The organism is Natranaerobius trueperi (genome assembly GCF_002216005.1).
In the GTDB taxonomy this organism is placed as follows: Bacteria; Bacillota; Natranaerobiia; order Natranaerobiales; family Natranaerobiaceae; genus Natranaerobius_A; species Natranaerobius_A trueperi.
In genome coordinates this window covers 73,336-91,197 of the sequence record NZ_NIQC01000005.1, presented here as the reverse complement: position 1 = coordinate 91,197, position 17,862 = coordinate 73,336, and the positions used below count along the sequence as shown (strand labels likewise).

General features: G+C 31.8%; 21 protein-coding genes. 12 read left to right on the top strand and 9 right to left on the bottom strand.

From position 1 onward, the window contains the following. Positions 1-16: 16 nt before the first annotated feature. The gene (locus CDO51_RS03815; RefSeq protein WP_089022975.1) at positions 17-592 is read left to right on the top strand and encodes a winged helix-turn-helix domain-containing protein; all 576 of its coding nucleotides are present in this window, start codon (positions 17-19) and stop codon (positions 590-592) included. Positions 593-646: 54 nt separating this feature from the next. On the opposite strand, the gene CDO51_RS03810 is transcribed toward CDO51_RS03815, so the two are convergent. From CDO51_RS03810 to typA, 3 genes are all read right to left on the bottom strand, one after another. Next, entirely contained in the window at positions 647-847 is a 201-nt protein-coding gene (locus CDO51_RS03810; RefSeq protein WP_089022974.1) for a cold-shock protein, read from the bottom strand. Between the two features lie 271 nt (positions 848-1,118). Then, a complete protein-coding gene (locus CDO51_RS13720; RefSeq protein ID WP_158212299.1) occupies positions 1,119-1,274 on the bottom strand; it encodes a hypothetical protein in 156 nt (51 codons plus the stop codon). A 107-nt stretch (positions 1,275-1,381) separates the two neighbouring features. Then, a complete protein-coding gene (typA, locus tag CDO51_RS03805) occupies positions 1,382-3,187 on the bottom strand; it encodes a translational GTPase TypA (protein WP_089022973.1) in 1,806 nt (601 codons plus the stop codon). 244 nt (positions 3,188-3,431) lie between these two features. Between typA and CDO51_RS03800 the strand changes: the two genes are divergently transcribed. The 5 genes from CDO51_RS03800 (at position 3,432) to CDO51_RS03780 (ending at position 8,504) form a co-directional block, all read left to right on the top strand. Then, positions 3,432-3,908 (top strand): MarR family winged helix-turn-helix transcriptional regulator, encoded by a 477-nt coding sequence (locus tag CDO51_RS03800; RefSeq protein WP_089022972.1) that lies wholly within the window; start codon positions 3,432-3,434, stop codon positions 3,906-3,908. Positions 3,909-3,927: 19 nt separating this feature from the next. Beyond that, a complete protein-coding gene (locus CDO51_RS03795) occupies positions 3,928-4,344 on the top strand; it encodes a secondary thiamine-phosphate synthase enzyme YjbQ (RefSeq protein WP_089022971.1) in 417 nt (138 codons plus the stop codon). A gap of 154 nt (positions 4,345-4,498) precedes the next feature. Further along, complete coding sequence (locus CDO51_RS03790) at positions 4,499-6,226, top strand: aldehyde ferredoxin oxidoreductase family protein (protein ID WP_089022970.1); 1,728 nt, start codon at positions 4,499-4,501, stop codon at positions 6,224-6,226. Between the two features lie 73 nt (positions 6,227-6,299). Further along, a complete protein-coding gene (locus CDO51_RS03785; RefSeq protein WP_158212298.1) occupies positions 6,300-6,539 on the top strand; it encodes a MoaD/ThiS family protein in 240 nt (79 codons plus the stop codon). A 150-nt stretch (positions 6,540-6,689) separates the two neighbouring features. Beyond that, positions 6,690-8,504: a MutS family DNA mismatch repair protein gene (locus CDO51_RS03780; protein WP_089022968.1), complete on the top strand. Its 1,815-nt coding sequence runs from the start codon at positions 6,690-6,692 to the stop codon at positions 8,502-8,504. On the opposite strand, the gene CDO51_RS03775 is transcribed toward CDO51_RS03780, so the two are convergent. Together CDO51_RS03775 and CDO51_RS03770 are read right to left on the bottom strand one after the other, a co-directional pair. Beyond that, on the bottom strand, positions 8,501-8,977 hold the full coding sequence (locus tag CDO51_RS03775; protein ID WP_089022967.1) for a DUF456 domain-containing protein: 477 nt from the start codon (positions 8,975-8,977) through the stop codon (positions 8,501-8,503). The genes CDO51_RS03780 and CDO51_RS03775 overlap by 4 nt on opposite strands. A 188-nt stretch (positions 8,978-9,165) precedes the next feature. After that, positions 9,166-9,597 (bottom strand): CBS domain-containing protein, encoded by a 432-nt coding sequence (locus CDO51_RS03770; protein ID WP_089022966.1) that lies wholly within the window; start codon positions 9,595-9,597, stop codon positions 9,166-9,168. Positions 9,598-9,781: 184 nt separating this feature from the next. On the opposite strand from CDO51_RS03770, the gene CDO51_RS03765 reads away from it, so the two are divergent. The 3 genes from CDO51_RS03765 to CDO51_RS03755 all read left to right on the top strand — a co-directional run bounded on the left by CDO51_RS03765 (position 9,782) and on the right by CDO51_RS03755 (position 11,535). Next, a complete protein-coding gene (locus CDO51_RS03765) occupies positions 9,782-10,321 on the top strand; it encodes a hypothetical protein (protein WP_089022965.1) in 540 nt (179 codons plus the stop codon). A 73-nt stretch (positions 10,322-10,394) separates the two neighbouring features. After that, positions 10,395-10,943 (top strand): RNA polymerase sigma factor, encoded by a 549-nt coding sequence (locus CDO51_RS03760; RefSeq protein WP_089022964.1) that lies wholly within the window; start codon positions 10,395-10,397, stop codon positions 10,941-10,943. Continuing rightward, entirely contained in the window at positions 10,936-11,535 is a 600-nt protein-coding gene (locus tag CDO51_RS03755) for a DUF4367 domain-containing protein (protein WP_089022963.1), read from the top strand. Before CDO51_RS03760 ends, CDO51_RS03755 begins: the two co-directional genes overlap by 8 nt. Positions 11,536-11,565: 30 nt before the next feature. On the opposite strand, the gene CDO51_RS03750 is transcribed toward CDO51_RS03755, so the two are convergent. Next, complete coding sequence (locus tag CDO51_RS03750; RefSeq protein WP_089022962.1) at positions 11,566-12,042, bottom strand: hypothetical protein; 477 nt, start codon at positions 12,040-12,042, stop codon at positions 11,566-11,568. Between the two features lie 195 nt (positions 12,043-12,237). Here CDO51_RS03750 and CDO51_RS03745 point away from each other — a divergent pair, with 195 nt between their 5' ends. The 3 genes from CDO51_RS03745 to CDO51_RS03735 all read left to right on the top strand — a co-directional run bounded on the left by CDO51_RS03745 (position 12,238) and on the right by CDO51_RS03735 (position 16,013). Next, positions 12,238-13,134: a hypothetical protein gene (locus CDO51_RS03745; RefSeq protein WP_089022961.1), complete on the top strand. Its 897-nt coding sequence runs from the start codon at positions 12,238-12,240 to the stop codon at positions 13,132-13,134. Positions 13,135-13,756: 622 nt separating this feature from the next. Further along, complete coding sequence (locus CDO51_RS03740) at positions 13,757-14,560, top strand: hypothetical protein (protein ID WP_089022960.1); 804 nt, start codon at positions 13,757-13,759, stop codon at positions 14,558-14,560. A 94-nt stretch (positions 14,561-14,654) separates the two neighbouring features. Further along, positions 14,655-16,013 carry a hypothetical protein gene (locus CDO51_RS03735; protein WP_089022959.1) on the top strand — a complete coding sequence of 453 codons (1,359 nt, stop codon included), beginning with the start codon at positions 14,655-14,657 and terminating at the stop codon, positions 16,011-16,013. A 551-nt stretch (positions 16,014-16,564) separates the two neighbouring features. On the opposite strand, the gene CDO51_RS03730 is transcribed toward CDO51_RS03735, so the two are convergent. The 3 genes from CDO51_RS03730 to CDO51_RS03720 form a co-directional block, all read right to left on the bottom strand. Then, positions 16,565-16,939, bottom strand: a complete 375-nt coding sequence (locus tag CDO51_RS03730; protein ID WP_089022958.1) for a DUF6075 family protein — start codon at positions 16,937-16,939, stop codon at positions 16,565-16,567. 114 nt (positions 16,940-17,053) lie between these two features. Further along, entirely contained in the window at positions 17,054-17,452 is a 399-nt protein-coding gene (locus tag CDO51_RS03725; protein WP_089022957.1) for a hypothetical protein, read from the bottom strand. Positions 17,453-17,523: 71 nt separating this feature from the next. Further along, complete coding sequence (locus tag CDO51_RS03720) at positions 17,524-17,853, bottom strand: hypothetical protein (protein ID WP_089022956.1); 330 nt, start codon at positions 17,851-17,853, stop codon at positions 17,524-17,526. Positions 17,854-17,862 lie beyond the last annotated feature (9 nt).

The following is a 17,862-nucleotide window of genomic DNA, read 5'->3' as shown; positions in this document are numbered from 1 at the left end:
AATGTGAGGTGATTAGATGCTTGAAACCAAAGTATTGAATACAAGTGAACAAATCAGTGCTTATTCAGATCCCTATCGCATTAAAATATTGTCTGAATTTTACCGGCTTGAAAGGCCGGCAACTGAAAAGGAAATTGCTGATTACATAGGAGATGATCCCAAAATAGTTCATTATCATATTAAAAAGTTAGAGTCTTCAGGTATACTTCAATTAATAAAAACTAAATCAGTTAATGGAACAACAACTACATATTATGAGCCGTCAGCTAAAAAGTTCAAAATTGAAAGAAAAGATATAAATGACTCCACTGAAAATGAATACCAAACACAGGTAGAAAAGGCAGTTCATTCTACTTTTGAATATTCAAAAAGTATTTTATTAACAAATATTAGAAATAGAGAAAAGTATAATGATGAAGAGAATGGTAGTATTTCATCAGTAACAGTACAGTTGACTCCTGATGAAATGCAAGAGTTTAGAGAGTATGTAATTGCTTTTATGAAAAAAAAGCAAGTGAAAGAAAATAATGAGGCTTTGAGTAGGGAAAAACAAAAGTACCATCTATTTTTTGTTACCACATTAATTGATTGAACAATAAAAAAACTGTCCCGAATTGGGACAGTTTTGTGAAGTCAGAGTTATGTTTTATAACTTAACTACTTCAGCAGCTTGAGGTCCACGGTTACCTTCAACAACATTGAATTCAACCTTTTGACCTTCATCAAGAGTTTTGAAACCGTCTTCTTGAATAGCTGAGAAGTGAACGAATACGTCATCTTCACCTTCTACTTCGATAAATCCATAACCTTTGTCTGAGTTAAACCACTTAACTGTACCTGTTTTCATTTAAACAAACCTCCAAAAAATTAAAATATTTTATTGACGTACGATAAAGAGAAAGTCCGCATATTATAAACTGCACCCTCGTACTTAAGAAGCGATGCATTTTATAATATGCGGACTTCACTTCCCTCATACGACACATTTATCATACCATCTTCTGTAGTAACTGTCAAGTAATAGTGTTGAATTTATATGCTGATTCTTAGGAGAAGGAACTTTTGTAATAGGAGACTAAAGTCACGAGAATGCGTGACGACTTACAGTATTGGTTGTTTTATTGGGTCTTTTTAATGATTTCTAACCAACTTAAAGACTTTTTAAAACCTTTTCTGGTATTTTTGAGGGTAACTAGCATTGAAAACTCTACACCTCGAAAATCCGGAGTTCTTGCTACATGAGTTTCTTTTGCAATATCTACTCTGAAGATCAAAGCAGGAGGTACTTTTTTATCTGTTCATTTTAATTTATTACAGGAATGCTCCTTATTTAATAGATTCAATATAAAAACTGGCCTCCTAATGGGAAGCCAGTTTTTTACTACTTCTTTCTAAATTGTTTATTTAAAGTTTTCTTTCTTAATCTAATGTTGTTGGGTGTAACTTCTACTAATTCATCATCATTTATAAATTCTAAAGATTCTTCTAGAGTCATTAGTTTAGGAGGTGCAATTTTAACTGTATTATCAGAACCAGCGGCACGGACATTAGTTAAATGTTTTTCTTTACATACATTAACATCTAAATCACCATCTTGACTTCTCTTTCCAATAATCATACCTTCATAAACCTGTGTTCCTGGTCCAATGAAGAATTCACCACGATCTTCTAGGGCATGAAGACTATAAAATGTGGCTTCTCCAGGTTTGAAGGCAACTAATGCACCATTATTTCGAATTGAAAAATCACCTTTATAAGGTTCATAACGAAGGAAATTATGATGTAGTACACCTTCACCTCTTGTAAGGGTAAGAAATTGTGATCTAAACCCAATCAACCCTCGTGATGGTACATTGAATCTTAGCTTAACATCATCATTTGAGAGGTTTTTAAACTCTAGTAGCTCTCCTTTTCGAAGGTTCAATGCTTCGATAATAGAGCCAGAATATTGGTCTGGTAGAGTCATAACAACTGATTCAATGGGTTCATTTTTTTTACCATCAATAGTCTTAAAGATAACTTCAGGCTTTGATACTTGTAATTCATAGCCTTCTCTACGCATTTTTTCAATAATGGTTGACAGATGAAGCTCACCACGTCCAAAAACATCAAAGTTTTCTGGATTGTCAGTTTCGTGTACCTTTAAACTAACATCAGATTTTTGCTCGATAAATAATCGTTCTTTAATTTTTCTTGAAGTAATAAACTTTCCTTCTTGTCCTGCAAAAGGACTTTTATTAACCCCAAAGGTCATAGATATAGTAGGTTCATCTATATGAGGGGTAGGTAGTTTATCTGGGTTTTGTGGATCTGCTAAAGTTTCACCAATATTTATCTCTTCTATACCTGAAATAGCAATTATATCTCCTGCTATAGCTGTTTCGATAGGTGACTTTTGTAAGTTTTCATAGGTGAATATTTGACCTGCTCTTACTTTTTTACTGGTTTCTTCCCCTATAACTACAAGTTGATCATTTTTAGAGATAGATCCGCGGTTTATTTTTCCAACTGCGTATTTACCTAAAAAATTATCATAATCGGTACTAGACACTAGCATTTGAAATGACCCATTTGGATCAACGTTTGGAGAAGGAACTTCGTTTAAAATAGTCTCAAATAAAGGTTCTAGGGAATCACTGTTTTCATCAGTTATCGGAAGACTTGTATAAGCAGCCCCTTTTAGAGCATTTGTAAAAACAATTGGAAATTCTAATTGTTGTTCATTTGCCTCTAAGTCAAAAAATAGATCAAGTACTTCATCTGAAACTTCTTGTGGTCTACCTTGAGGTCTGTCAATTTTATTAATTACAACAATGGGAGAAAGTCCAAGAGACAGAGCTTTTTCTAATACAAATTTGGTTTGTGGCATAGGTCCTTCAGCCGCATCAACTAAAAGTAATACTCCTTCCACCATATTCAATATTCTTTCAACTTCTCCACCAAAGTCAGCATGACCAGGTGTATCTACAATATTAACTTTAGTTCCTTTGTAGTTAATAGAAGTATTTTTAGAGAGGATTGTTATACCTCTTTCACGTTCTAAGTCATTAGAGTCCATAATTCGTTCATTGACAGCTTCTTTTTCATGAAAAACTCCACTTTGTTTTAGAAGTGCATCAACTAAAGTAGTTTTTCCATGATCAACGTGAGCAATCAATGCAATGTTTTTGATGTTTGTAGTTTCCAAAATAATTCCTCCTAAAATTTACAACTTGCCTTTAAGATAACTTATATAGTATAGCAGATTATCAACTTTAAAAAAAGTTTCTAGCCTTATAAATATAACAAGAAGCCATTTCATTAGTAGTTTTTTAATTTAATTAAATTAGTATTATAAATTCTGAAAACTTCATATGAAATCTCTTTATTATTTGTTAGCTTTTTGATATGATTAAGTTAAAAAGTAATGATTTAACAAAGGAGTGAAAAAAATGGGAAAAGAGTCTGAATCCCTCAGTAAATATATATCTGTTCTTTATAAATACTTGAATTATTATATAAATCATAAAGTGAAAAAATTTAATATAGATAAGTTACAGGTGGAAATTTTAACTGAGATCTATCATAACGAAGGTGTCAATCAAAATGAATTAGGAAGTATTCTAATGCTAGATAAGATCACTATTACAAAAAGATTAAAAGGACTTGTAGATCAAGGGTATGTGAAAAAAGAATGTAGTTATAAAGATAAAAGAGCAAAAACATTATATGTAACAGATAAAGGAAAGTCTATTATAGGAGATTTAAAAGAAATTTTACAAGAAACTGCTGAGATGGTATCTAAAAATTTATCTATAGAAGATGAACTTTTACTAAGAAACTTACTACAAAAGATGTCAGATAACATGTATCAAGAGTTAGTAGATAATAGAGAATTAACAATGGATAAAAAGAAAGTATTAAAATAGGCGATTTGGAGGGTTTTCAATGAAATCTCTAACAAAGCACCTTTGGTTTAATACTAATAAAAGAAGAGAGTTTATTAATATTACAAGACAAGTAGAAGATGTTGTAAAACAAAGTGGTGTACAAGAAGGGTTATGTTTGGTAAATGCTATGCATTTAACGGCTAGTGTTTTTATCAACGATGATGAATATGGATTACATAAAGACTATGAAAAATGGTTAGAAGAATTAGCCCCTCATGAACCTGTTTCACAATATGACCACAATACATTTGAAGATAATGCTGATGCACATATGAAAAGACAAGTTATGGGAAGGGAAGTTGTTGTTGCAATTACGAATGGAGAACTAGACTTTGGTCCTTGGGAACAAATTTTTTACGGTGAGTTTGATGGAAACAGAAAAAAAAGAGTATTAGTTAAGATAATTGGTGAATGAAAAGCTGCTAAAAAGGCAGCTTTTTGTAATTATTATGTTATATATTTGGAAGCTTTTTAATACATTTAAAAAAGTAGGATAATTTCGAATTTTCAAAATTACTATTACATGATAAAATGTAAAAGAGAACTTAATCCAAAAGGGAGGGATTTAGTTGAAGATCTGGAGAGTAGATCTGTCCAATCACAAAGTAGCCCAAGAAGAAGTGCCTGAAAAGTATCAACCTTTAGGTGGTCGTGCTTTAACATCACAAGTTATATACGATGAAGTCGATCCTACAATTCATCCATTAAGTGATGAAAATAAGCTGGTCTTTGCACCAGGTTTGTTATCCGGAACTAGAGCACCTAGTTCAGGACGAATTTCAGTAGGGAGTGTAAGTCCATTAACTAAGGGGATAAAGGAAAGTAATTCTGGTGGAACAGCATCCCAAGATTTGGCTAAACTGGGAGTTAAAGCTTTAATAGTTGAAGGTTCTTCAGAAATAGATAATTTAGTTTTAGTAATTGATAAAGATGGATTAAGACTAGAAAAAGATGAAAGTTTAAAAGGGTTAGGTAATTACGACGTAGGAGATAAATTAAGAAATAAATACGGAGATAGTGTTACTGTTGTCTCAATCGGGCCTGCTGGTGAATATAAGATGACAGCAGCTAGTATAGCAGTAACAGATACTGATGATAGACCTGTTAGAGCATTTGGAAGAGGTGGATTAGGCGCTGTAATGGGAGCTAAAGGTCTGAAAGCAATAGTAATCAACGATGAAGGTTCTTCTGGAGTAAATTTACAAAATGAAGATGCTTTTAAAGAAGCTAGTCGTAAATTTTCAAAGATTATCCTTGGTCATCCAGTTTCTGGTGAGGCTTTAAGAACTTATGGAACTGCTGTACTAATAAATATACTAAATGAAGCAGGTGGACTACCTACTAAAAACTTCCGTACTGGAAGATTTGATACAGCTGATAAGACAAGTGGTGAAACAATGACTGAAACTATTAAAGAAAGAGGAGGAAAACCTAGCCACGCTTGTCATCCCGGTTGTATTATGGGGTGTTCAAATGTTTATCATGATGAAAATGGAGAATATCTGACAGCAGGGTTAGAATATGAAACTATCTGGGCTTTTGGGGCTCAGTGTGAAATTGACGACTTAGATTATATAGCATATTTTGATCGTTATTGTGATGATATTGGTCTTGATACAATAGAAACAGGTGTTTCTTTTTCTGTTTATATGGAGACAGACTTTATGGAATTTGGTGATAAAGAAGAAGTAAAAAGAATCTTTGATGAAGAAATTAGAAGTGGTACTCCACTAGGTCAAATCATTGGTTCTGGAGCAGATAATATAGGGAGAGTATTTGGAATAGATCGTGTACCTACTGTTAAAGGACAGAGTATCCCTGCATATGATCCTAGAGCTGTAAAAGGTGTAGGTGTTACTTATGCGACTAGTACTCAAGGAGCTGATCATACTGCAGGGTATTCTGTGACTGCTAATATTCTTAAAGTAGGTGGAGAAATAGACCCACTAAAAAAAGAAGGTCAAGTTGATCTATCTAGAGATTTACAAGTCGCTACAGCTGCTATAGATACCACAGGACTGTGCTTATTTGTTGCTTTTGCAGTGTTAGACAATGAAGATGCGCTACCATCAATTGTAGATATGATTAATGCACAATACGGTACTGAATTGAATGTAGACGATGTTTCTAAATTAGGCAAACAAATATTAAAAATAGAGCGTGAATTTAATGAAAAAGCTGGATTTACAAAAGCACATGATAGGTTACCGAAGTTTTTCAAATCAGAAAAATTACCTCCTCACAATGTAAATTTTGATTTAGAGGATGATAAACTAGATGAAACTTATAAATTTTGATTTTAATGGGTCGGCTAAAACCGGCCCATCTCCTTTAAATACCACTAATAAATAACTGAGGAGAGTGGTGAAAGTGGCTAAAGTTGAGATTAGATGCTTTGCAACCTTGCGTGATCTTTTACCTTTTGAAGCAAAGAATGGAGTATATAAATATGAAACAAGAAAAACCACAATTGAAGGTATTGTAGAAGAACTTTCCCTTCCTAAAGACAAGCTACATTTGATCCTTAAAAATGGTGTTAGGGTAGAATTAAACGAACCGATAAAAGATGGTGATAGAATAGGGCTATTCCCACCGATTGGTGGTGGATAAGTTCTAGTAGAGACAAGAATCTATTAGTTTATTTTGGTTATCTTTTGATATTAAAGTTTAATCTTTTTAGGATCCGAACTAATTTTGTTCGGATTTTTTTTGTTTTTATGTTAAAATTTTAATATAATAGCAGTAAGAAAGGAAGGTTTGATGAGAGACGTTTACGCAGAATATCAAAACCGAAAGCAAACTTACCAAAAAAAGTTACAAGAGAAAAGTCAATTAGTAAATCGTATTGGAAACTTTAGATTATTAACTGCTTTACTAGGTATCTTTAGTTTTACTTTATCAATTATCTATTTAAATGGCTCATCAGCTGTATTTTTGCTATCAGCTTTTTTTATATTATTTTTATTCTTAGTGAGAAAACATCAAAAAATCACAGAAGAATGTAACTATTTATCTTCATTAGTCAAAATAAATCAAAAATCAGTTGATAGGATTAATGGTGATTGGAAAGATTTTAAAGATACAGGAGAAGATTTATTAGATGAAAATCATATGTTTGCACAAGATTTAGATATATTTGGTAAAGCATCATTGTTTCAATGGATCAATACAACTACTACATACATGGGAAGGCAAAAATTAAAAGAGTTTTTACTTTATCCATGCCAGAATATTGAAGAAATAAAAAAACGGCAAAAAACTATTATCGAACTGAGTAGTCAAATTGATTGGAGACAACAATTACAAGTAGAAGGAACAGTTAGCTTGGTAAATAATAGAAATTATTTACCTTCAAAAGAGCTATTTAAATGGGCTACAAAAGAAATAAATTCTATTTATACTAAGCCATGGTTAGTTTATTTAATACGAATTTTGCCTTTAATAACTATTATTGTAATACTCTTATATTTTTTTGGTGGTCTTCCATTTTACTATCCATTTATTGGGATATCGCTTCAGATTTTATTAATAGCAATAGGGTACAAGGATCGAACTGAAGATTTTTCTTTAACACAAAATCATGCGCCTACTTTAAAAGCATATAAAAATATGGTGCAATTAATTGAAACAGCAAATTTTTCAAGTGAACAATTATTAGAATTACAAGAGAAGTTAGTAAAAGAAGAAGATACAGCTTTAGAACAATTAAATAGACTAGATAAGATTGTTGATGCAATATTTCATCGAACAAGTCAAATGTATTTATTATTTAATATTTTATTTTTAGCAGATTATCATTTAAAAATAGCGTTAGAATCTTGGAAAAAAGAATCTGGTAATAAACTTCCTAACTGGTTTGATTGTATTGGTTATGTAGAGGCTTTATCGAGTCTTTCAGTTCTTTCATTTAATAATCCAGATTGGAATTTACCTTCGTTTACTAATGAAAAAAGTGTGTTAGAAGCAAAAAACCTCGGGCATCCTTTATTAACAGAAGATAGAGTTTGTAATGATCTTATTATTAAGCCACCAACAAGTATTTTATTAATAACAGGGTCGAATATGTCAGGTAAAAGTACATTACTTAGAACTGTTGGGATCAATTTGATATTAGCATATATTGGAAGCGCGGTGTGTGCAGATTATCTAAATTGCTCAATTATGAAAGTTCAAACTTGTATGCGAGTAAATGATGATTTAGATAAGAATCTATCTTCATTTTATGCTGAATTATTAAGAATTAGAGACATAGTAAAAGAAGCAAAACAGGATATACAAGTTTTTTTCTTATTAGATGAAATTTTTAAAGGGACTAACTCACAAGATCGACATATTGGTGCAAAAGCTGTTATTAATAATCTAAGACAAGATGGTGCAGTAGGGTTAGTATCTACACATGATTTAGAATTAGGGGCCCTTGAAAAAGAACAAGCTGGTATTAAGAATTATCATTTTAGAGAATTTTATCGTGACAATGAGATAATTTTTGATTATAAGCTAAGACCTGGACTTTCACCAACAACGAATGCTCAATTTTTAATGAACATGGTTGGTATAGATACAAATGATGACTAAATTGCGATGAAGAACCAAATAATCATAATTATTTCAATGATTAATTTAAGTAATATACCACCTAAAAGACCAATTAATGTCCCTAAACCTGACAAAATGGCTTTATCAATGGGGAGCCCTCTAACTAATTCAGCAATCAAAGCACCTAAAAATGGGCCAAAAATAAATCCAGGAATATTGAAAAATAGTACTCCTATAAAAAGTCCAACTACGGCACTAAGCATTGCTATTCTTGAACCACCGAATTTTTGTACACCCCATGCACTTGCAATATAATCTATTAGAAGTACTAGTAATGCAGCTAATCCTTGTATAAGAAAAAATGTAGCAGTCAGTTCTTGAAATTCTGTTAAAATACCGTAAATAAACATTCCAATCCATATCAGTAATACACCAGGCATAACCGGTAAGAAAGTACCAATTAGCCCTAATATGAAAAGAAAAACTGGTATTATTATTGTAAAAGCTGTCATTTTATGACACTCCCTATTTTGAACTTTCAACTAAAACCTATCTAGGTTCAGTTTTCTATACTATATATTTTATTATAGCATTTAAATATATAAAAGATATTTACCAAAAAATATGCTCCCTGTTGGTGACTTATTATTTTGTCACCTCAAGGGAGCATCGTAAATTAAACCCCTTTTGGGGTTAAAAATTACTCAATATCTTTAGGTTTACTTGGAGTTGAAATATTTGATAGAGCACTTCCAGCCTCTTCATCAGTTGCATCTTCTGTTGCTAGGTCACCTAGAGCAACCATGCCTATTAAATCTCCATTTTCTATTACTGGTAACCTTCTAACTTGAAATTTTTTCATTAGGTCTACTGCTTCTTCAACTGGGGTCTCTGGTGAACAGCTAATCACTTCAGCTGTCATTGCCTCTTCACAAGGTATCTCACCTGTATGCCCTTGAGCAACGTTTCTAGTAGTAATATCCCTGTCAGTAATCATACCTACAACTTTTTCGCCATCTTCAACAGGAAGAATTCCAATATATGCATTTCTCATTATTTGAGCAGCTTTAGAAATATCTTCACCTTTGTTTATAGAGTATACTTCAGAAGTCATTACATCTTTAACTTTCATTTAGTATCCCTCCAAAATTTTAAAATTGTTGTGGTAATATCTTTTGAGTTTTATTTAAGAAATATAAGTGTTAGTTTGTAGAATAAAAAATTGTCTTTTTTTAAGTTTGTTTTTAATTGGTTAACAGGAAAAATAGTGTTTGAAAAGAATATATTAGTATAACTAAAATTAAGGAGATTGAATTATGAGACAGATTTGTTCTATTTTATTAGGGATACTTTTATTTTCAAACTTAGGCATTGTACAAGCTCAAGATATTACTTTATCATTGAATGATGAGCCACTCTCTGCTGATTTATATGTTAAAAACGGAAACACTAAGGTGGAAGCAGGTGTAATGGAAGATATGTTAGAAGCTGAATTTGAGAGTGAGTATGTATCTTTGAGAAACACTTTAGAGAAAGAAGAGGCAAAGGTAGATTGGAATTCAGAAGATAATACTATAAATGTAACTATGTCTGATAATGAAGATGAATTAACTCAAAAATCGATAGATGAAATAACTGATAAAGCTCGAGAGTACTTAATAGACAAAAATAGTTTAAGATTAACAAAAAGCTATGAACTCTTTCAAGACTGGCTACAAAACACCTGGGAAGGTAACTGGCAGACTGATGAATGGGACTTTTTCAAAGGTCAGACAAACTTAACTCAAGTTTCTAAAGAATGGCTTATTTTCAGAGAACAAAGCATGTTCATGGATTTTATTCAAGATAAAGATTAAATAATTTCCTGGGTAACCGCAAAAGGCCAAAAGATATTAGGTTTTTCGACAGATTGAATACAAGGGGGATTTCATGAGCTTATTACGTAAGGTAGGTAAACTATATCCGTCAGAAAAAGCTGTTCTTAAAGAACTATATCGAGATTTTAAACCAATACTATATAAAACTGTCCACCAAATAACCAAAGACGAGAAAATTTCGGAGGATATAGTACATAACACTTTTATTAAGATATCAGACAAACTAAATGAGATTGATAATATAACTGAACTCAAAAGATATATGACAGTTATAGCTAAAAATGAGGCTTATGATTATTACAATCATAATAAAAGATTCTATAAATCTGATAAAACAGACGAACTTAATAAAGCCGACGACAATTTTAACCCGGAAAAACGTACCATAGAATCAGAAACCATGGGATTAGTTAACTCCCATATACAGCAGTTAACACCAAAATATAAATCAATAATATATTTTAGGATATCAGAAAATAAATCATTTAAAGAAATTGCTAAACAATCCCAAAAAAAAGAGACTACCCTTAGGTCTAATTATTCAAGAGCTGTTAAGAAGATTAGAGATAAGCTCTTTAAGGCAGGTGATTTAAATGACTGAACAAGATAATTTTGAAAAATTACTTGCCGATATAGAGAGACATAGGGGTAAGAAAAAGTTGAAAAAAGTAGGCAAAACTCTAGTGTCTATCATAGTATTTTTTGTAATAATTAATTCATTCGGATTTTTCGATAACCAAATCACTGCTTTAAGATCAACTTTCTTTGAAATAATTAGTCAAGAGGACTCTCAAGTGCAATATGCTTGGCTTTCTGATGAATTTGACGAGGAATTAGACGTAGAAGAACTTATACTGCCTGAATACCTTCCTCAAGGATATGAATTAGAGGAATGGAATATAATTAACAAAACTCCAGAGGATTATCAAGTTTCTTTGTTATTTGTTAATAAAAAAGGGAATAGTGAAATATTCTTTACTCAAAAAAAAATCAATGAAGGTGCACATGTGAGTGCTGGTTTTGGCAAAGCGTCAATTGAAATCATCGAAATCAATGGTAATAAAGGAATAGTAGCCCAGAACAAGAATGACTATAATGGGATCTCTTTTATTGATAACAGGGGGATTGAGCATAGTATTAATGGACAACTTTCAAAGGATGAATTAATTAAAATAGCTGAATCATTAAACTAGGAACCCAAAAAAGGTTCCTAGTTATTTTGTTTATTCAACTATAATTGAAGAGGTTTGGGTTGTTTCTGTTTGTCTCAAATGACCGTCAAAAGCATTATGTGTACCAATTGCTCTATAATAGCCTGGTTCCACACTTTCTGTTTTAGAAGTAGTTGCTATTCTTTCATTGTTATCAGAGGTTCTTACACTTGTAACATCAGTCCATTCACTTCCAGTCCACCTTTGTAATGTCACTTCAACTGTTAAACTTTCTACTGAAGAATGTGTTTGTGTAGTCCCTTCTATTTCAACTTTTCCATTTCCTACATCTTCAATTGAAGATACATATCTATATAACAAATTGGCTAAGTCTGGACTGATCCTACCTTTTTCAACCACCACTTCATCCTCAGCGTAACCATCTTTGGCAATTTCCCCCGGCGGCGGACTAACATCTCCTTGAGCTAATACTGTCCCAAAACCTGCTAACATCAGTACCATTGTTAATACTACTACCTTTCTAAACATAGATTATTCCTCCTTTGTTTTGTTTTCTATACTAATAACAAAAAAAACTAAAAAAAGTTGCATTTATTTTGCAACATTTTCTCTTATTGAGAGTTAGTAAGGTGAAAAGAATAAAGTTTTTTAAGGAGGGATTTAATATGTAAAACTCAATCTAAAACTTAGCAGAACTTAAAATTTTTAAACAGGGGGATTAAAATGCTGAAAATTGTGAGTACGTTTCAGAAGACTACTTTATTCATTTTTGTTTTATGCCTGGTATCTTTTGTTGGGACGGTAGAAGCTAATGAGGTTCCAAACACTCCAGGACAGGGACAGGGTCATGGACCTCCTGAAGAATTTAGGGAAAATGTTCTAGATTTTAGAGAACTTCCGGAACCAAAAGGAAAAAAAATAAGCGATCCTTTAGAGGATGAAATAATAGGAGAGTTGGTTAGAGAAAAAGCACGAAATAGAAATGTTGATGCTGATAAATTAGTTAATGACATTCAAGTTTGGAAAGAAAAAGTAGAAGCACCTAAATTGCAAACAGAGACTAAAGGTAATGCAGTACATAAAGCTAATTATGTTATAGAGTTTGGATATGATTTGGTTTGTATTGACGATGGTGACATTGAATTGGAAAGTAATGGCTGTGCTTTTGTAGAAGAGGATACAGGAGGTAGTGATAACTACTACACCGATGGTGGCAATGTTGTTTTATCACAACATTTAAGAGTGGATTTTGAATATTGGGAACCACACGACAACAATGAACCTGCTTATGTTTTACAAAGAGCTTATACTTGGTGGCAAAGAGATAGTTTGAACTGGTCGGTTAATGATGCAGTACTTACAAAAAGTGTAGCTGGTTTTCATTGCGAAACTAGTAGATCAGAACCTGGAGTAACTGCCGAAAATCACATTGGTACCCCTGCGTGGTCAAATGAGGATCCTAATTTTACTCTTGTATATGAAGAAGATGGATTGTCAAATTTAGATCCTTATATACCAGCTTATATGGATCATCCGATGTTTGCACAAGTAGAAAGCACTGTATTAGAAGGGCCAACAGAGGTCCGATCAGATTGGCCAACCCGTTATGATTTTAATTAAACAAATAAATTTTTAGTTCTTACAAAACTCAAATAACTAAAAAAATAAAACTAGAATTGAGCACCTTACAATGCAAGTTATTAAAGTCTAAACTAAGCAGTAAATCTTTGTTTAGTAGCAGAAAAGGCGAATTCGTAAAAATCTAGGACGTGTAAATATTACTATGTAAGTTTAACAAGTTTTGGTGTAGAATTTCTTTAAACCTTCTACACTTAGCTTTTGCTTGAAGCTGCTAAATGTTGAAGTGTCTGTACGCTATCAGTAAGGACGTAGGAATAACAAGCGTATTTTAAGAGTCTATGTAGTTATACTTGTTACAGGAATAAAAGGTAGTTAGGACACACAAGATTTTCAAATAACCTTCACAAAAGGAGTACAGAGAAGCCAGGTTAGGTAGAACGAAAGAATTTATGAGGGCCATAGGGGACCCAACGAGATATGGCAGGTAAAACCATCAAGCATAAGTGGAGTTCCGCCATATTTAATATTAGGCTTGTGATCAGCTAAAGGATTCTATCTCTTACAGATATTATAATATATTCAAGTTTCTGCTTAACTACGAGATTTTTAGAATGAAAGAGTTTATTAAAGAAAACTTTACTTATAGAGGGAGGTTAATAAAGTGAAAAAATTAATTGTATTGTCTTGTATAATGGCTTTGGTATTTTTAAGTCTTGGTTTCCAGACTACTTCAGCTCAAGCTGTAGATGAGATAGTAAAAATACAAGAAATACCTATTAATAGATATCAACCGAAAGGTAATGAAGTAGCATATGAGCAAGTTAAAGAAAATAATCCAGAAATTTTAAAATTTGTTGATAGATTAAAAGAAACAAATTTTAAAAATGCAAAGAATTGTAACGATGTAGATGATGTAGAAGGTTCTGATCTAAAAATTTGGATAGAAGAGCATAGGCCGAATAAAAATAATAAAGATTTTACTAAAGAAAAAACAGTTACTATACAAACCTCTGGTTGTGTGTATATAGGAGACGACAGTGATGAGGACTTTGACCGTATATCTGAGCCGGAGTATTATGTTAGACAATATGCAATGGTTGAATTTGAACTTTATGCACTAGAAGGTGATAATTATTATGTAATTACTCAATCATTAGCAAAATGGGAAAGGGACAACAATGACATTGATATAAAAGATGCTTATTTACATGCATCAGCAGTTGGCGAAAATTGTGAGGGAGAAGATATTGTTGAAACTGTAAGTTCAGAAACTTTTGCTCCACAGTTTTATGGAGACTCTACAAATTATTGGTCCATGGATAGTTTAAGTGATGTTGATCCAGTTAATCCTATGACTCCTAGTGGAGGATCGATATCTACTTATTCAGGTGTAGATTCGGATCTATATTATCAAGGTGAACGAGAGAAGTCTTCTTGGAATACAATTTGTAGATTAGATAGATAGCTAGCTATACAATCAGGCATATTAATAAAATTAAATAAGGGCTGATAAATTAATTTGGCAGTTTTTATAGAAGCAACTCTTTGGAGGGATTATATTGAAAAAAACATTTATACTTGGCTTAATTATCTTAATATTGATTACTGCAGGTTGCTCTAATCAAGAGCTGGAGGAAAATATTAAACTACTAGAAGTTAATGTGAATATCTTTCCTGACGAAGACTTAGGAATATTTGAAAAAAATGAAGAGGGAGAAGTTTTGAGTTCTATAATCCCGCTAAACCTAAACTATAGCTTTAAAATTAAAAATATTAGTGATAAAGCAATCGCTGAAAGTTCAGATGAGTATATAAGTTATAAGTTAGTTCCTAATTCCAAATTAAAGGATATTTTTGTAGAAGATAAATTCAGCGAAAAATTTGAAGACCCTATCCCGGATATTGCATCGCTGGAGCCGGGAGATATAGAGGAAATTAATGTTGGTATTGCGATTGACCAGGAATTAGATGGTCAAATCCTAGAACATCAAGACCCTGATGATTACGGGCCTTATATTGAAGAAGAATGGTTAAAAGAAGAAAACTTAGATCAACTGAAAGAGTTAGCTTATAATTCGGAATTACATTTATATGAAAATGGAACTAAGATTCAAGAAATTTCTCTTGGAGATCATAAGTCTTCGCTAGAGCCGGATAGAGAGAAAAAACTAACAAAACAACAAGTTGTCAACGCTATTGAGGATAGAAGATTGAAGCTGGATGAAATAGATAAATATGAAATTGAAGATCCTGTTGATGAAGACCTTCCTATTTCTCCTGAGATATATAAAGTAGGTGGTAAAGAAGACTATTTATTTGTATATCTTTTTGATTCCACAGCGGAACGTAAAGAATATTTTCCCATGGCTTATAAAGTGCTTCCTCATCAAATAGATGATTTTGATCATTTATTTGAAAAAGGACTAAAAGTAGGAAGTGCGTACAATGCATTAATTCTCTTGTCTCATGATGAAACTGAAGGATTTGATGTCCGAGGATTAACTAGAAAATTAAGAGATGCAATATTTTACGAAATACATGATTTAAATGAATTAACTTTTCAAGGAGATGGCCAATACTGGGAAGTTGAAGCAGATTTAGAGTATTACGACTACAAATGGGAGGATGCCTCCGGTAAGGATAACCAAGAATTTTACGGATATATCTCTATAGAGTTAAAATATAAAGGTGAAGAATTGGAAGATGTTTCTGAATTAGGTTTTAGATACTCCATAAGTGAAACTGAACAAAGAGGAAGTGGCACCACCAGTCGAGAAAAAAATAAAGAAACTGTACTAGATGAAAATGGTACTTATACTTACAATAGGCATTTGGAAGAACCTTTTATAAGAGACTATATTGAAATGTTTATTGAATGGCCTAAGAATGAAAAAAAACTAATTTTATTAAAACAATAAAATTAGGCATGCTCAAACATCAAATAAATCATAGTAACTATTATAGTGCCAACCTTTATAATGATGGTTATTGTTCAATGAAATTAAGCTTAAATAATATTTGAGTTAGTAGATATTTTTTTGCTAACTATATTATTTCTAATTTAAATCCATTAGTACTAATATTTTATCATTAACCCCTTGGAAGTTGTCTTTATGACTCCCAAGGGGTGTTTATTATCATTTTTATTTATATCAGTAATATGACACAATGTATTTGTGTCATATTAGAAAGATTAAGTTATAAACCACTGTTAAGCTATTTATTGATAATTGAGAAAATATTTCCGTTTTTTTCTTTACTGTTTATCTGACATAATGTAAAATTAAACTATAATTAGTAATTTCGGAGTTGATGTAAACATGGAATATGTTCAGCCATTAAGAGATGTAAAAGATATAAATGCAGTCAAGAGAATGCTATCCTTTAATATTCACTTCTGTTCCGTTGCTAAATTGGATTTTACAATTTAGTTTTTCAATCCCTTGTCCAACTGGCCTTTTCTTTCTTGTCATTGAAACTCCCCCTTTACATCTAACATTCTAAATCGAATTTGAATACCATTGATAGCTACTTGTAAGTTATACGGATCAAGATTATAAAAAGTGTCATATACTGTTTGGCAATCATCTTTTGACTTATATCCATTGTAAAGGTTAAATGCTAGTTTTATCATTCTCTTTTCACCTGATGACAGGTGTACTTTTTCGAGATATTCTGGATTAATCAACCTAGAATTAAAATCATAAAACAATTCTATTCCTTTTTCGTTCACTAGTTTTGATAAAATATAGAACAAAGCCATTCTATCCAATTCCTCTTTTGGAGTACCATCTCTCTCTATATACTTGTAAAACCTTTCTTTGTGTTCTTCATTAATAAACAAAATAGCCCCCCTTATTTGGCCTCACATTTTATTTTTAAAAGAAAATGGTATTATACTTTTTTAGGTTAATTAGAAAGAAATGAGGCTTGCTCACGCTTTTCTAGTAAGCTAATTTTATATTTCTTCTGCCCATGTGAAGTTTTCATGTTCTCCCCATCCTTCATAAAATATCTTTGTAGAAGGAAAGTTTTCAGTAAAATAAAATTCTATATTTTTAAGTATATCTTCTGGTACATCTTCGCAATATTCGAAAAACCTATCACTGCAAATTTGTGACCCTCGTTCCCCTACTACATAGAGAAATTTTTCTCCTTTATCAAAACAAAAATACTTTTCACTTAATTCCCCATATCTTTGAATAAACTGTCTTCCTGCAAAACCTTCTTTTATAGTAATAATTCTAACTGGCTCAGCAGTTTTAAAGGAATTCTTACCGTTTTTCTTAATTACTTTTAATAACTTATTAAAGTCTTCGCTCTTTTTCATTTTTACATACGTTTCTTGGTATCCCAAAAAAACCCTCCTCAAAATATATACACACTATTTTTTCCAATATTATTATATAGTATTCTTCTCTTCTATACTTAAATAAGATTAGCTTCTATAAATTCCCACATGAACTTATATCCAACAATACTAATTGTAAAAATTGTACTTCCAACTATTAAATGAACTATATAATTTTTCTTGCTATCATCAAGCGAAGGATCATACCCAGCATTTTTAGTTAAATTCTTATACAACCAAAATACACTAGATGCAATTATCAACCACGTTACTAAAACTATCACTAAAGTATAATCATATATAAATCTCGAAATTGGAACGAAATACTCTACTAAAATATATAAAAAAAGAGCTGTTATCATAGCTAATGTGCTGGCTAACAAAATCTCCTTGTAATTCATATTCATATATCACCT